Raw genomic sequence first — 15,393 nt, 5'->3', positions numbered from 1 at the left:
GGCCCGACCCGGGTTCCATGACGACGCCAGCGCGAGACGCTTCCCTCCCCCCCATCGCGCAGGACCCCGACTCCCGCCGACGCGCTGCGCGTCTGCGGGAGTTGGTGTTTGTGAGCGGGTGCCGCGAGTTCATCAAACGCCGCGAGGGCATGATTCACGCCATGGACGGCGGACTCTGGCTGCACCGCCATGTGTGGCTGGGGGAGCCGTTGGTGCATTTGGTGAGCACCGATCGGGTGCGGCTCGAAGCCTTTGGTGAGGCCTGCGGACTGCGGGCGTCGCGCCTGCAGTTCAAGCCACTCAAGGATCCGCGCAGCGGGGTGAGGCGCGACGCCTGGCACTGGGACCTGGGTGGACCGGTGTATCCGCCCGCTGATGATCGAATTGTCGTGACGGGCTAGCTGTAACGGGCTAGTCGGGTGCTACACGTCTGGTGAGGACAATTCGAACACGCGTGCTGCATCCCGCCTTCTGAGGCACACGCCCACGTACGGTGTCACTGTCGGCGGACCACGCGCGAACGGAGTCCACTTGAGCCATGCGGTCGAGTGTGATGGGATCTCCGAGAGTTATCGCGCTTAGCTGCGGTTGTCCTCTTGCCCAGTGTTGCAGGGTTGCCGTACCGCGGGGCCAACTTGGAGCTTCCACCACGGTAACGATGACCAAACCTGCCGAATCCTGCGATGCATTAGACAGACCGCACTCGAATTGCGACGCATAGGGATACGGGAGGTTGTGGAAACTTCCCGGCGGCCTATGTGACGAGCTGCAACCGGCAAGCACGCCAGATATTACCACCTTCAACAAACCAGATCGGTGTGCCTTCAGGGCAGCTCCCGGTTCAACCATCTTGGACCACCTCCATTCATAGTGATCAGTCTTTCCAGTTCGCCTGCCTCTCGCCGAATGGCCTCGGCGTCCGCGAGCAGGCGCTGCTGCAGCGCGGGATTGCGGCGAAAGGTGAAATACGCGCGGGCCCGCGCGCGCGCACGGCGCGTGCGATCGCCGTAGCGCAAATCGCTGCTGGCCGACGGCACGAGCGACGCAAAGAAGCCGAGTGCCCACCACGGACCGACCAGCCAGGCAACGAGTGTGGTTTGCGCCGCATAGGCGCTCAGCACCAGCACGAGACCCAGCACGAGCGTGCGCATGGCGGGTTCGTCGCGCGAGCGCACGTTGCGCAGGGCCATCGCGCGCGCAATCTGAATGGGCACGGCGTGCGTGATGCGTCCCCAGAGTCCGATGGGCGCCAGCAGCGCGGCCAGCAGGGCCTCACGCAGCGCAAAGCGCGCACCCGGAGTGGCGCCAAGATCAATGGCCACGTCGTGCGCATCGAGCTGATGAGTGTCGAGCGTGGTGCGGAAGGCGCGCACCTGCTGTTCGAATTGCCGAGCGCGCGCGTCGAGGACCGGATCGCGCCGCTCACGTAGGGCCTGCTGTGCGCGATCGAGCCGCTGCACCACACGCAGCACGTCGGCCAGTGGCGTGGTGTCGTCGCCCACAGCACGCAGGGGTTCGAGCAAGGCTGCCAGCGTGCGCCCCACGGTCTGCAGCCGTTCGGCGTCCTCGGCGGTGTCGAAGTTGAGTGTGACGGCCGCGAGCGCGTCGCTGACCCGTTGGGTGAGCGACGATACGGTGGCGCCTTGCTGCCGCACCGCGTCGATGGCCATGGGCTCGCCCACGCGCACGAGGATGCGCGAGCGCGGACGCTCCTTTTCTTCGAACAGCAGGCCCATGGGCACGATGCGGATGTTGTGCACATCGCGTGTGTCGGCGGCGTGCCACACCATGCGGGCCAGACCCGTGCGCAGCGGGGCCAGATGCGGGTCGTCGTGACTCTTGCCTTCGGGAAAGATCACGATGGCTGCCTGCGCGCTCAGCGCATCGGCCACGGCGTCGAAGGCCGCCGCGTTGCGCGTCGGATCGGGGGCGCTGCCAGCGGCGGATTCGTCGTGGCTGCGGCGCAGCGGCACGACCCCCACGCGTGTCAGCAGCCAGGCGGCCAGGGGATTGGCAAAGATCGTGGCCTTGGCCGTGAAGCGCACGCGGCGTGGCACGACATGCCCCACCACGAGTGCGTCCACGAGCGCATTGGGGTGATTGACCGCGAGAAACACCGGCCCCGATGGCGGAATGCGTTCGAGCCCCGTGATGGTGATGCTGCGATAGTACCAGCGCAGCGCCACGCCCACCACGGGTTTGAATAGCGCATACAGCATGGGCGCGCCGCTGTCTCAGGCGCGGCGCGTGCGCGCGTCGGCTTCGCGGGCCATGCGTTCGCCTTCCGGGATATTCACCCGCGTCAGCAGCGCGCCGCCTACCACGAAGAAGGCGATGACCCAGAGAATGGCGCCGCGGCTGCTCCCCGTCTGACCAATGGCGATGCTGAAGACCAGCGGGCCCAGAATGCCCCCGAACTTTTCGAAGACGCTGTAGAAGCCGAAGAACTCGCCGCTCTTGTGCTTGGGGACCATGCTGGCAAAAAGCGAGCGGCTGAGTGCCTGCGTGCCGCCCTGCACGGTGCCCACGAGAATGGCGAGGATGTAGAACTCCCGCGCCGAGTTGATGCCGTAGGCGAAGATGCAGATGCCGGTGTAGACGGCGAGGCCCAGCAGAATGGAGCGCTTGGTCCCGAGGCGACCGGCCAGACTGCCGAAGAGGAACGCGCAGGGAATGCCCACGAACTGCACGATGAGAATGGCCGTGATCAGATCACTGCGCGCAATGCCGATTTCCGTGCCGAAGGCCGTGGCCATCTTGATGATGGTCTGAATGCCATCGTTGTAGATGGTGAAGGCCAGCATGGCGAGAAAGGCCTGCTTGTAGTGCCGCATCTCGCGCAGCGTTTCGCCAAGTCGTGCGAAGGCCACGCGCAGCGCGCTTTCACCGGCCTGTTCATCCGACTCCAGCGTTCGCGCGGGCTCGGGCACGCCACGGAACATGGGGATGCTGAAGAGCAGCCACCACACGCCCACCGAGACGAAGGCGAGACGCGCCGGTAGTGTCGCCTGTGCACGCGGCAGATCGTCGCCCGAGGGCAAGCCGATGAGACCCGGGTTGCTGATCCAGGCCAGATTGAGCGCGAGCAGCACGCCGCCGCCGATGTAGCCCATGGCGTAGGCTGCGGTGGAGACCCGATCGATTTCGTGTTCGTCGGCAATGTGCGGCAGCAGCGACTCGTAGAACGTCATGCTGCCCGTCGCGCCCGCGAGGGCGAGCACAAAGAGAGTGGCGGCCAGCAGCAGGTCGCCATGCTGAATGAAGTACATGCCCGCCGTGCTGAACACGCCGATGAGCATGAAGACCGCGAGAAAGCGCTTCTTGGCCGCGCGGAAGTCGGCCATGGCCCCCAGAATGGGGCTCAGCACCGCAATCACCACCGCGGCGAGCGTGTTGGCGTTGGCCAGCGCCTGGGTGGCCTGCTCGGGCGGGCGATCGGCGCCGGCCACCGAGATGAAGTAGATGGGGAAGACCGCCGTCATGATGACCGTCTGCATGGCGGATACAGCCCAGTCATACATGGACCAGGCGCGCAATTCGGGACGATGCAGCCCCAGCGCCAGTGCGACTCGCCGGGTCCAGGGCAGGGGCGCAGCGGGCTTGGGCGCGCGCGAAGCGGGGTGGGGAGCGTCAGCCATGGCGGGAATTGTCAGGAGTGGCAGAGTCGCTGTCCAGTACGTTGCATGACATACTTCTGCGATGACCGTCCGCATGACCTCCCGTGTCCACCGCCGCCTGGTACAGCGCCTCGTACACCGCCGCGGCGCGCTGACCCTGTGCTGCGGACTGTGGCTTGCCGTCGCCATCACGGCGTGCACGGACACACCGCCGGTGTCGCGCACCGACTCCCTGGTCTCCGTGCCGCCAGGCGGAGACACCGGTTCGGGTGAGGCACGGCCGACGTCGAGTGGCTGGGACGCGGGGGCGGGGCCCTATCTGGTTTTGCCCACGGTCGACGGCGGCTTTGCCACCGGGTCGTTTCTGCTTCCGGAGGCCACCGAGCTGACGGTAAGTGACACGACGGGTGTGACCGCCATGGTGGCTGACGGGGCCTTGGACTTGTTCACGCGCTCCGGGCAGGTGTTTGCCGGACATGTGGTGGTGGAGCCGCCGTCAGTGCAGCCGGAGGGCTGCACTGCGTGGCCGGTGGCTCGTGTGCGTATCGATACCGGCGCCATTCTGCCTTGGACAGCGGCCTTTCGGCGTGGTCAGGTGCGGCCCATTCCCCTCGATTCCATTGAAGGGCTGGCAAGTCGCGACTCGGCCGTCTTCGCGGCGGCGCTGGCCCGCCTGGCCTCCGGCCTGCCGGACGATACCAATGCCACGTTCCGCGGTCGTCCCTTTGTGGTGCTGCGCGCGTGGCGGTCCTCGGGCAGTGACAGCAGTCTGGCGGTCGCGACGCTGGTGCGGCGCATCAATCAGGAAGACAATCCGCAGGAAGAACGTCTGGTGATGATTGTGGACATGCCCACCCGCGATGCGCGGCAATGGACGGTGGGATGGCACGAACGCGCGGCGGGTGCCGAGGATGAGCTGGTGGTGGCCGAACCGCTGCTGGCATTCCGCAATGCCGCGTCTGACCAACTGCGTGTGCTGTTCGGACGCGATGACGGGGTGGCGCTGGGCGCGGCCGTCCTCGCGCGATCGGATGGACGGTGGCGGGTGCTCTGGGAGAGTGCGGTCGCGGGCTGCGAGTAGCATCCGGAATCCGCACACTGGCCTCCGTGCGCCATGGAGCGCACAATAGCGGTGCGAATTCCCTCACCGCGGAGCCATCATGCGTTTCCCCTGTTCGACCCGCGCACTGTCACTCGCGTTGGCCGCGCTGGCCGTTCTCCCAGCCCCTGGCGCACTCGACGCGCAATCTTCACGCAACAGTGCCGACACCCCGGTTCGCTTTGCGCGCTACGCGCACGTGGCCAACGACGGCACCATTGCCTTCACCTGGCACGACGACATCTGGGTGGCCAATGCCGATGGCAGCAACCCGCGTCGCCTGACGGCGCATGTGGCCCGTGACTTCATGCCACGGTTCTCGCCCGACGGTCGCTGGATTGCGTTCACCAGCAATCGCATGGGCAACAACGACGTGTATGTCGTGCCGGTGGGTGGGGGTGAGCCGCGGCAACTGACCTGGTACAGTGGCGACGATCAGGCGCTCTACTGGACGCCGGACGGGCGCGAGATCGTGATGAGCAGCAATCGCGGCGTCGCGGCCTGGGGCTCGCCGCTCTATCGTTTGCCACTCGACGGCACCCAGCCGCGTCCAATGGCCATGGACATTGGACGCAGTGGCATGATCAAACAGGACGCTACGCTGGTGGCGTTCAACCGCTCGCTGCCGAGCTACTGGCGCAAGGGATATCGCGGCAACAGTAACGCCGACATTGCGGTGCAGGACCTGCGCACGGGCCAGATCACCGAGCTGACCGATACGGAACTCAAGCAGTTCCAGTCGTTCACGCATGATGTGCACCCCATGTGGGGCGCCGATGGCCAGATCTACTTCGCGTCGGAGCGTGACGGCATCTTCAACCTCTGGCGCATCGCGCCCAGCGGTGGCGCGCCGCAGCAGGTCACGCGGCACAAGGAGGATGGCGTGCAGTTCCCCGCCATCTCGCCGGACGGCAAACGCATCATCTACGAGAACGACTTCGAACTCTGGACACTCGATGTGCCAGGGGGCACGCCGCGCAAACTCGCGTTGCGTCTCGCCGCCGATCCGAAGGAGAACGCCATCTCGCTGCTCACCACCAGCAACCGCGCGGATGGTTTCGCTCCGTCACCCGATGGCAATCAGGTGGCGGTGGATTTTCACGGCGAGATCGTGATCGTGCCCAGCGAGGCCGGGGTGGGCGAGCGCACGGCGGTCACATCGTCACCGTGGCGTGAGCGCTATCAGAGCTGGTCGCCTGATGGCCGCAGCATGGCGTACGTGAGCGACGAGTCGGGCGAGGAGGAGGTGTGGGTGTACGACCTGGCCAGCGCACAGCGCCGCAAGCTCACCACACAGGAGTCGATCAAGGGCGATCTCACCTGGGCGCCGTCGTCGCGCAAGCTGGCGTACACGGGTGCAAATCGTCTGTGGGAAGTGGACGTGGCAGGTGGTGCGCCGCGTGAACTGGCGTTCAATCAGGCGGGCGGGTTCACCATCGGGCAGTACAGTGCCGACGGCAACTGGCTCACCTACACCAAACGTGACGACGACCAGAACGCCGACGTGTTCGTGTTCGACGTGCGCAATCGCCGCGAGGTGAACGTCACGCGCAATCCCTTCAACGACACCAACGGTGTGCTCACGCCGGATGGCAAGCACGTGGTGTTCACGTCGACGCGAGACAATGGGGTGTCGCAGTTGTTCGTGGTGCCGCTGGCGCGTCTCACCGAAGACCCCAACGACCCCCTGGTGCGCGAGCGGCAGCGGCGCTCGGCCGGTAGCGGGGCGGGTGGAAACGGTACCAGCGGTGGCGCTCCTGCCGCGCGCGAGCGCGGTGACTCGACCAATGCGGGTGCGGCTGCGCCGTTTACGGTAACGATCGATGCCGAGGGCATTGCCGACCGTGCCACGCAACTCACGCGCGGCTCGGTGGCGGTTGGTGCATTTTTCCTGTCGCGCGACGGACGCACGGTGTACTTCACGGCCGGCGGTGGCGGCGGCTTCGGTGGCGGCGGACAGAACGCCGCCGTGGACGCGGAGAGTCCGAACGTGGGGCTGTTCGCCATTGGCGTCGACGGACAGAACCGCCGCCGTATTGCGGGTGGGGTGTATCCGCAGCTCACACCCACGCATGACCGGCGCGCGGTGTTCTTCCGTCGTCCCGCACGTGGTGGGGATGATGCGGACGGTGGCAGTGGGTTCGAGATCAGCCGGCTGGTGCTGGCGACACCGCAGCGCGCGGAGCCGGTGAACTTCAGCTTCCCGGTGCGCGTCGATGAGCGCGCCGAGCGCGAGCAGCTGTTCGAGGAGTCGTGGCGAGTGATGAAGTACCGCTTCTACGACGAGAAGATGCACGGCCGCGACTGGAACGCCATCAAGGCGCGCTACAAGCCGCTGCTGGCGCACGTGGGCACCAATGAGGACGTGTACGATCTGGCCAACGAGATGATCGGTGAGCTGAACGCGTCGCATACCGGTGTGAATGGTCCGCCATCGCGGCGCATGCCGTCGGTGTACACCACGCGTCATCTGGGGTTTGAGCTCGAGCCCGATGCCAGCGGTCGCTATCGCGTGGGGCATATCTACAAGAACGGTCCCGCCGACAAGGAGTGGCTGGGCATCACCAGGGGCGAGTACGTGTTGGCCGTGAACGGCACGGAGCTCAAGTCGGGTGAGAACTACGAGCAACTCATGGCCACGGCGATGAACGAGTACATCCCCGTGCGTCTGGCGCGCAGCGCGAGCGGTGAGGGCGCGCGCACCGTGCGCATTGCCAGCGTTACCTCGCTCACGGACATCAAGTACGAGGAGTGGGTGGCCAACAATCGCGCGCAGGTGGAGAAGGAAACCAACGGCGACATTGCCTACGTGCATATCCGTTCCATGAACCAGCCGTCGCTGGCGCGCTTCCGCAACGAGATCGATCAGTACAGCAACAAGAAGGGCATCATCGTCGATATCCGCTACAACGGTGGCGGCAATATCGATCAGGAGCTGATCGACATTCTCGAGCGCAAGCCCTATCAGTTCTGGAACAACCGCAATGGCTCACGCACCTGGGGCCGTCGTCCGCGTCAGGCCATCGCGGGCCCGAAGGTCATGATGATCAACGCGCGTTCGGGCTCGGATAGCGAAGTCACGCCGATGGCGTTCCGACAGCTCGGGCTCGGCACGATCGTCGGCAACCCGACGGCTGCGGCCGTGATTGCCACCGGCTCGTACACGCTTATCAACGGTGGCACGATTCGCACACCGGGTTCACTGGTGGTGACGTATGATCCCACCAAGCCCAACAACTATGGCGTCAATCTCGAAAACCTCGGTGTGCCGCCCGACGTGTGGGTCAAGAACTCACCCAACGATGAAGTGAAGGGCGTGGACCGCGAGCTGCAGACCGCCATTCAGGAGGCCATCAAGGCGCTCAAGGCGTTGCCGGGGCAGATCTCGAGTGACGCGCCGTCCGGCGTGTCGCCGTCAGGCACGTCGCCGTCAGCGCGCTGACACGGGGTCTGGTTGCCGGGCCGCCTCACGGGCGGCCCGGTAGCTCGCGCCCCAACTGCGCAGGGTTTCAATGGCAGGCAGCGCCGTGCGGCCGAGGTCGGTGATGGCGTAGTCCACGTGCGGTGGCACCACGGGGTGCACCGTGCGTGTCAGCAGGCCGGCGTCCTCGAGTTCACGCAACTGCTGGGTGAGCATCTTGTGTGAGACGCGCTTGAGATCGCGGTGCAGTTCGTTGTAGCGCCAATCGCGCTGATTGAGACGCCAGAGAATGGGCATCTTCCACTTGCCACCGATGGCATGCAGGGCCAGTTCAACCGGGCTCTGAAAGGTGTGGCCCTCGAAGTGAAATTCGGGCATGGTCCACTCTCCGAATGGTAAGTATCACCCCAAAAGGTGCATACTGTCGCTGGTGTTTGTGCAATCGTACCGTGCTCCCGTCACTTTCAACAGGAGCGGTTTCGTGAGTGCCAATGCGAACATCACCAACCCCGCGCAACCCAAGCGCATTCTGATCGTGGCGGCCAACGCCGCGGTTTCTCCCGTTACCCAGTGGCCGGTGGGCTTCTGGTGGGCCGAGCTGACGCATCCCTACTGGGAGTTCACCGAAGCGGGGTACCAGGTGGACATTCGGAGCCCGGGCGGTGGTGCTCTGCAGGCCGACGCCTACTCCGATCCGGAGGACGCCAGCGGCTACTCAGCGCAGGACATTCTGTCTCTCGGCTTCAAGAAGTCGCCCACCCACGCCGCGCTGCTGGCCAGCACGCCGTCCATCGCCGATGTGGACGTCGGTGCGTACGACGCACTGTTTGTGGTCGGCGGGCAGTCGCCCATGATCACCTTCCGCGGTCATGCCGGCATGCAGTCACTGGTGGCGCGCTTTTACGAGGCCGGAAAGGTGACGGCGCTGGTATGTCATGCCACCTGCCTGCTGCTCGAGACACGGCTGTCCAGCGGCGAGCTGCTGGTGCACGGCAAGACGTGGACCGGCTTTGCCGACAGTGAGGAATCCTATGCGGACGCATTCGTGGGCATGCGTATCCAGCCCTTCTGGATTGAGTCGGAAGCGCGAAACATCGAAGGCACGAACTTTGTGGTGGATCAGCGCTTTCGTTCGTTTGCGGTGCGCGACGGCCGCCTGATCACTGGTCAGCAGCAGTTTTCCGGGGCCGCGGCGGCGCGGCTCGTCATCGAAACCCTGGGGCGATAGATGCGCATTGCCATTCTCGGTGCCGGACGTGTCGGCACGACACTTGGTCGTCGTTTTGCCGACGCCGGACATGACGTGGTCTACGGTGTGCGCGCACCCGAAGACCCGAAACACGCCGATACTCCGGGTCCCGTGCTCACGTTGGCCGATGCCGCATCACGCAGTGAGGTGCTGGTGCTCACCAGCGCGTGGGCTGGCGCGGAGGCCACGCTGGTCGCTGCAGGCGACCTTGCGGGCAAGGTGCTGATTGACGCCACCAACCCCATTGGTCCCGGCATGGTGCTGACGCACGGCACCACCGACTCCGGCGCGGAGCAAGTGGCACGCTGGGCGCCCGGTGCGCAGGTCGTGAAGGCGTTCAACAGCATCGGCATGGAAGTCATGGCCAATCCGCGTTTCGGCGACGCGCGTTCGGTGCTGTGGTTGTGCGGTGATGATGTCGCCGCGTGCGATGTCGTATCGCGCATCGCGACAGACATCGGCTTCGAGCCGGTGCGGCTTGGTCCGTTGACGCGCGCACGATTCATCGAGCCGGCCGCACTCGTGTGGATCACGGCCTCGGCCAACCTGGGCCGCGAGTTCTCCTGGGGCATACTCCGGCGCGCGTGACACAGGTCGCACTTCGCTGATTTGGCCGAGGTGTACTCGGCCAAAAGGCAAGACCTCCACAACGGCGCACGGGCCGCATAGACTCCGCGCCATGACCGCACCCACCGTTGAAACCCTCGCCCCCGCCATCATCGCGCGCGTGGCGACGGAACTCTCCCTGAACCCGCAGCAGGTTCAGCGCACCCTCGCGCTCTTTGCCGAGGGCGCCACGCTTCCCTTCATTGCCCGCTACCGCAAGGAAATGACGGGCGGCCTCGACGAAGTGCAGCTCCGCGATGTGCGTGAGCGCGCCGAGTATCTGACGGAGATGGAGGACCGCCGCGCCGCGATCCTCAAGAGTATCGACGAGCAGGGCAAGCTCGACGATGCACTCAAGGCATCCATTCTGGCCGCTGACACCAAGCAGGCACTTGAAGACCTGTACCTGCCCTTCAAGCCCAAGCGGCGGACGCGTGCCATGATCGCGCGCGAGCGCGGACTTGGTCCCCTGGCCGACGTACTGTGGGAAGGATCACTCGACGATGCCGCCGCGCTTGCGAAGGCGTCCGAGTTTGTTTTGCCCGAAGTGGACGGCAAGCCGAGTGAAGTGCCCACCGCCGAGGCGGCGCTGCAGGGCGCCCGCGACATCCTGTCGGAGCAGATTGCCGAAGACGCCGTCGTGCGCGGCTGGGTGCGTGAGGTCACGCGCGCCAAGGGCGTGGTCAAGAGCAGCGTGATTGCCGAGAAGAAGAGTGACGAGTCGAAGTTCAAGGACTACTTCGAGTTTTCGGAGTCGCTGGGCACCATTCCCAGTCATCGCATGCTGGCCATTCGTCGCGGCGAAACCGAAGGTGAACTGCTGTGGCGCATTGAGGCGCCGGTTGAAGACATCACCACGCGCCTGCAGCAGGAGGTCATCGGTCGTCGCAAGGCGGTGCAGCAGCTCACACTGGTGTGCACCGACACGTACAAGCGTCTCTTGGCGCCGGCCATCGAGGTGGAACTGCGCGTGGAGCTCAAGACACGCGCCGACGACGAAGCCATCACCATCTTCGGTCGGAACCTCGAGCAATTGTTGCTCGCGTCACCGGCCGGCGAAAAGCGGGTGATAGGTTTGGACCCGGGCTTCCGAACCGGCGTCAAGGTGGCGGTGGTGAGCGCTACCGGCGCGCTGGTGCACACCGACACGCTGTATCTGCATCAGGAAGACCGCTTTGCCGGCGCCGTGCGCGCCATGGTGCAGCGTTTCACCCCCGAACTCATTGCCATCGGCAACGGCACGGCCAGCCGTGAGACGGAGACGCTCACCAAGGCGGCGCTGCGCGAACTCGACGCGCCACGTCCGCAGGTCGTGGTGGTGAATGAAGCCGGTGCGTCGGTGTACAGCGCCAGCGATTTGGCGCGTCAGGAGTTTCCTGAGCTCGACGTGTCGCTGCGTGGGGCGGTGAGCATTGCCCGGCGCCTGCAGGACCCGCTGGCCGAGCTCGTGAAGATCGATCCCAAGAGCATCGGTGTGGGGCAGTATCAGCATGACGTCAATCAGACCCGGCTCAAGCAACGCCTTGATGACACGGTCGAAAGCGCCGTGAACCGTGTGGGCGTGGAGGTCAACACGGCCTCGGCCGCACTGCTGGGCTACGTGGCTGGCATTGGTCCGAGTCTCGCACAGGCCATCGTGACGCTGCGCGACACGCGCGGCGGCTTCAAGTCGCGCAAGGAGCTCACCGAGGTGCCGCGTTTGGGCGCCAAAGCCTTCGAGCAGGCGGCGGGCTTCCTTCGTGTGCGCGGCGGTGCGCACCCCCTCGATGCCAGTGCCGTGCACCCGGAACGTTATGCGCTGGTGGAGCGCATGGCAGCCGATCTCGGGGTGCAGGTGGGTGAGCTCGTGGGTAACGACACACTGGTGGATCGCATCGACCTGCGGCGCTACGTCAGCGGCGACGTGGGCATGCCCACGCTGCAGGACATCGCGGCCGAACTCAAGAAGCCGGGCCGTGACCCACGTGCCGCGTTCGAACCGCCCGCATTCCGCGACGACATTCAGAAGCCCAGTGATCTCTTGCCCGGCATGGTGCTCGAGGGCGTCGTCACCAACATCGTGGCCTTCGGCGCCTTTGTGGACATCGGCGTGCACCAGGACGGACTGGTACATGTCAGTCAGTTGGCCGATCGCTACGTGAAGGACCCGAACGACGCCGTGAAAGTGGGGCAGAAGGTCAAGGTCACCGTGCAGAGCGTCGATCTGCCTCGTAACCGCATCGCCCTCAGCATGCGCAGCGACGGTGGCAACGGCACGGGACGCGCCCAGTCGGCCAGCGGGGAAGAGGGGACCCGGCGTGACGTTACCAACGCCAACCGTGGTCCTGCCCGCGGACCGGCGAAGCCGGCACCCAAGCCTTTTGTTCCGACGAAGGGTGCCATTGCCCCGAACGGCATCCGCTTCAAGTAACGCGCAGAAAATCCGCTACATTGCAGGGATGTGCATGAACGTCCCCACGTGGTCGGTCTCGGCATGAGTGATGCGCCGGATCGGGAATGGCTGCAGGCGCTCCAGGAAACCCAGGCGCGCCAGCAGCAGTCCGGCAGCAGCGAGCTGCGTCCGCCTACGCGGGCGCCCTCGCTGCCTGCCGACCGTCGGCTGATCTATCAGCTGCACCTGACGGAGCCGCAAGCCGAGCCCGGTGTGCGTGTGGAGATTGCCACGCAGCGTCGCGACCGTGATGGCAGCTGGGATGAGCCCAAGCCCTTTGCGTTCTCGGCTGACGCGTGGGTCAATGCCTACGACCCCATCGATCGACAGATCGCGGAAATGCTGCTGGGCAGCAGTGAGGCCACGGGCGTGACCGGCATGCCGCCGGGTGGATTTCTGCTGCGTCCGCGTGCCTACGGGACCACACTGCGCAGCATGTGTGACACGGGTCGGGCCATGTTGCGCAGCAATCGGCGTTCGCTCGATCGGCGTGTGTTGCGCTGGGATGACGGTGCACCGTGGACCGTAACGCTGCGTATCGAACGACCGAGTCCGGAGCGCTACGTGCTGGTGGGCGACGTGCAGCGTGATGGCAGCTCGCGTCCGCTGGCCGACACGGATTGGATCACCGAACACGGCCTCATTGTGTTGGGTGATACGCTGGCGCGTTTTGATGCGCAGCAGATCTGGCCGCTGGTGCAACGCCTGTGGAAGGCGAGTGAGTTTGAGCTGGGTGACGATCCGTCGTCGTTTCTCGCGGCGTATCATGCGCTGCGTCAGGCGCCGCGTCTTTCGCTGCCGCCGGGCGAACTGCAATCGGAAGCCGACGCCGCGCCGCAGCCGCATCTGACCATCAGCAGCGGGCCGGACCTGGGCAAGCGCACACAGTCCTGGCTCACGCTGCACTTCCGCTACGGCACCACGCTCGTGGATGTGCAGTCGTCGGCACCGACGGCCTTCGATCGCAACACGCGCACGCTGTACCGTCGTCGCACGGCGGCCGAGCGCAATGCCATGACCCGGTTGCGGGCGCTGGGTGCACAGGAGATGTACAGCTTCGCCGACAATCGCATGGGACTGGTGGTACAGGCGCATGCGCTGCCGCGTCTCATTGCCACGCTGGTGCGCGAAGGGTGGCATGTGGAGACTGAGGGCGCGGTGTTCGTTGCGCCCGGCAAGCTCGAGGTGCACGTGTCGTCGGGCATCGATTGGTTCGATCTCACGGGTGCCGTGCGCTACGGGGAGCAGGAAGTTCCGCTCACGCAGGTGCTGGCCGCCGTGGATCAGGGCCAGGAGCAGATCACGCTGCCCGATGGATCGGTAGGCTTCCTGCCCGACGAGCAACTCGCCGAATTGCGTGCCCTGCTGGCCATCGGTGAACGTCGTGGCACCACGCTGCGTTTTCGTCCGTCGCAGTTGGCATTGCTCGACGTGCTGCTGGATGAATTGCCCGACGTGGACGTCGACGCGCAGCTTCTCGCCGCGCGCGAGCAACTGCGGGAGTTCCGTCGGATAGGCAGCGTGCCCGTGCCCGAGGGTTTTGTGGGCGAGCTGCGCGGCTATCAGCGCGACGGCCTCGCGTGGTTCGAGTTCCTGCGTCGCTTCGGTCTGGGCGGTTGTCTGGCCGACGACATGGGCCTGGGCAAGACGGTGCAGGTGCTCGCCATGCTCGAAGCGCGTCGCGTGGAAGGCAAGGGCATGTCGCTGCTCGTGGTGCCGCGCTCGCTGGTATTCAACTGGGTGCAGGAAGCCGCGCGCTTCACCCCGGCGTTGCAGGTGGTGGACCTGAGTCATGGTGAACGGGCCGTCGATGCGCTCGACGATCTGCGGGCCGACGTGGTGGTGACCACCTACGGCACACTGCGGCGCGACATCGAACGCCTGGGCTCGCGACGCTTCGACTATGTCGTGCTCGATGAGGCGCAGGCCATCAAGAATTCGGGAACCGCCACCGCCAAGGCGGCGCGTTTGCTGCAGGCCGATCATCGGCTCGCGCTCACGGGTACACCCATCGAAAATCGCATCGAGGAGCTCTGGAGTCTCTTCGAGTTCCTGAACCCTGGCATGCTGGGCGCGTCCACGCGCTTCTCTGCTGCGGCGCGTCTGCTGGGGGTGGAAACGACGGCGCTGCCGCCTCTGCCGGGGCAGTCCCCCAACGATGTGCTGTCGCGTGCGCTGCGGCCCGTGATTCTGCGGCGTACCAAGGGACAGGTGGCCACCGAGCTGCCCGCGCGTACCGAGCAGACACTCGAGGTGGAGCTCGAGCCGGAGCAGCGCGCGTTCTACGAGGAGCTGCGGCGCGGCTACGTGCAAAGTGTCTTCGAACAGGTGGAGAAGGCGGGTCTGGCCAAGTCGCGCATGCATATTCTCGAGGCGTTGCTGCGCCTCAGACAGGCGGCCTGTCATCCGTCCATGGTGGATACGCGGCGGGCGTCGCTGCCCTCCGCCAAGCTCGATGCGCTCATTCCGGCGTTGCAGGAAATCGCGGCTGAGGGACACAAGGCGCTCGTGTTTTCGCAGTTCACGAGCTTCCTGGCGCTGCTGCGTCAGCGCCTTGATGCATTGGGCATCGCGTACGAGTACCTCGACGGCCGTACGCGCGACCGGCAGGCGCGCGTGGAACGCTTTCAGTCTTCCGACGGGCCCCCGCTGTTTCTCATCAGTCTCAAGGCCGGTGGACACGGCCTCAACCTCACGGCCGCCGAGTACGTGTATCTGCTCGACCCGTGGTGGAATCCGGCGGTGGAGGCCCAGGCCATCGACCGTGCGCATCGCATCGGTCAGACCCGGCATGTGCTGGCCACGCGCGTCGTGGCGCGTGACACCATCGAATCCAAGATTCTCGAGCTGCAGGCCAGCAAGCGGGCGTTGGCCGACGCCATTCTCAGTGAGGATCGCGGGGGACTGGGCGGCATCGGCAAGGCGGAGCTGGAGTTGCTGCTGGGTTAGTCGCGGGCCGTGTGACCGTTG

The 15,393-nt window shown here is 65.7% G+C and carries 10 protein-coding genes; 7 read left to right on the top strand and 3 right to left on the bottom strand.

The window, feature by feature from the left end:
- The first annotated feature begins 17 nt into the window (after window positions 1-17).
- Window positions 18-401 carry a hypothetical protein gene (locus B2747_RS00985; RefSeq protein WP_291155636.1) on the top strand — a complete coding sequence of 128 codons (384 nt, stop codon included), beginning with the start codon at window positions 18-20 and terminating at the stop codon, window positions 399-401.
- Between the two features lie 423 nt (window positions 402-824).
- Here the strand turns inward: B2747_RS00985 and B2747_RS00980 are convergent, their stop codons facing one another.
- The gene (locus tag B2747_RS00980; RefSeq protein WP_291155633.1) at window positions 825-2,219 is read right to left on the bottom strand and encodes a lysophospholipid acyltransferase family protein; all 1,395 of its coding nucleotides are present in this window, start codon (window positions 2,217-2,219) and stop codon (window positions 825-827) included.
- Between the two features lie 15 nt (window positions 2,220-2,234).
- Window positions 2,235-3,638, bottom strand: coding sequence for an MFS transporter (locus B2747_RS00975; protein ID WP_291155631.1), 1,404 nt, complete (start codon window positions 3,636-3,638; stop codon window positions 2,235-2,237).
- 73 nt (window positions 3,639-3,711) lie between these two features.
- Here B2747_RS00975 and B2747_RS00970 point away from each other — a divergent pair, with 73 nt between their 5' ends.
- Window positions 3,712-4,698 (top strand): hypothetical protein, encoded by a 987-nt coding sequence (locus B2747_RS00970; protein WP_291155629.1) that lies wholly within the window; start codon window positions 3,712-3,714, stop codon window positions 4,696-4,698.
- Window positions 4,699-4,777: 79 nt separating this feature from the next.
- Complete coding sequence (locus B2747_RS00965; RefSeq protein ID WP_291155626.1) at window positions 4,778-8,158, top strand: S41 family peptidase; 3,381 nt, start codon at window positions 4,778-4,780, stop codon at window positions 8,156-8,158.
- Here the strand turns inward: B2747_RS00965 and B2747_RS00960 are convergent.
- Window positions 8,147-8,515 carry a winged helix-turn-helix transcriptional regulator gene (locus B2747_RS00960; protein ID WP_291155624.1) on the bottom strand — a complete coding sequence of 123 codons (369 nt, stop codon included), beginning with the start codon at window positions 8,513-8,515 and terminating at the stop codon, window positions 8,147-8,149. The genes B2747_RS00965 and B2747_RS00960 overlap by 12 nt on opposite strands.
- A 103-nt stretch (window positions 8,516-8,618) precedes the next feature.
- On the opposite strand from B2747_RS00960, the gene B2747_RS00955 reads away from it, so the two are divergent.
- The 4 genes from B2747_RS00955 (at window position 8,619) to B2747_RS00940 (ending at window position 15,372) form a co-directional block, all read left to right on the top strand.
- A complete protein-coding gene (locus tag B2747_RS00955; protein ID WP_291155622.1) occupies window positions 8,619-9,365 on the top strand; it encodes a type 1 glutamine amidotransferase domain-containing protein in 747 nt (248 codons plus the stop codon).
- A complete protein-coding gene (locus B2747_RS00950; RefSeq protein WP_291155619.1) occupies window positions 9,366-9,974 on the top strand; it encodes an NADPH-dependent F420 reductase in 609 nt (202 codons plus the stop codon).
- 91 nt (window positions 9,975-10,065) lie between these two features.
- Window positions 10,066-12,402 carry a Tex family protein gene (locus B2747_RS00945; protein ID WP_291155617.1) on the top strand — a complete coding sequence of 779 codons (2,337 nt, stop codon included), beginning with the start codon at window positions 10,066-10,068 and terminating at the stop codon, window positions 12,400-12,402.
- A 63-nt stretch (window positions 12,403-12,465) separates the two neighbouring features.
- A complete protein-coding gene (locus B2747_RS00940; protein ID WP_291155614.1) occupies window positions 12,466-15,372 on the top strand; it encodes a DEAD/DEAH box helicase in 2,907 nt (968 codons plus the stop codon).
- The last annotated feature ends 21 nt before the right edge of the window (window positions 15,373-15,393 follow it).

This window comes from Gemmatimonas sp. UBA7669 (assembly GCF_002483225.1).
GTDB lineage: Bacteria > Gemmatimonadota > Gemmatimonadetes > Gemmatimonadales > Gemmatimonadaceae > Gemmatimonas.
This window is presented reverse-complemented; position numbering and strand designations above follow the sequence as displayed.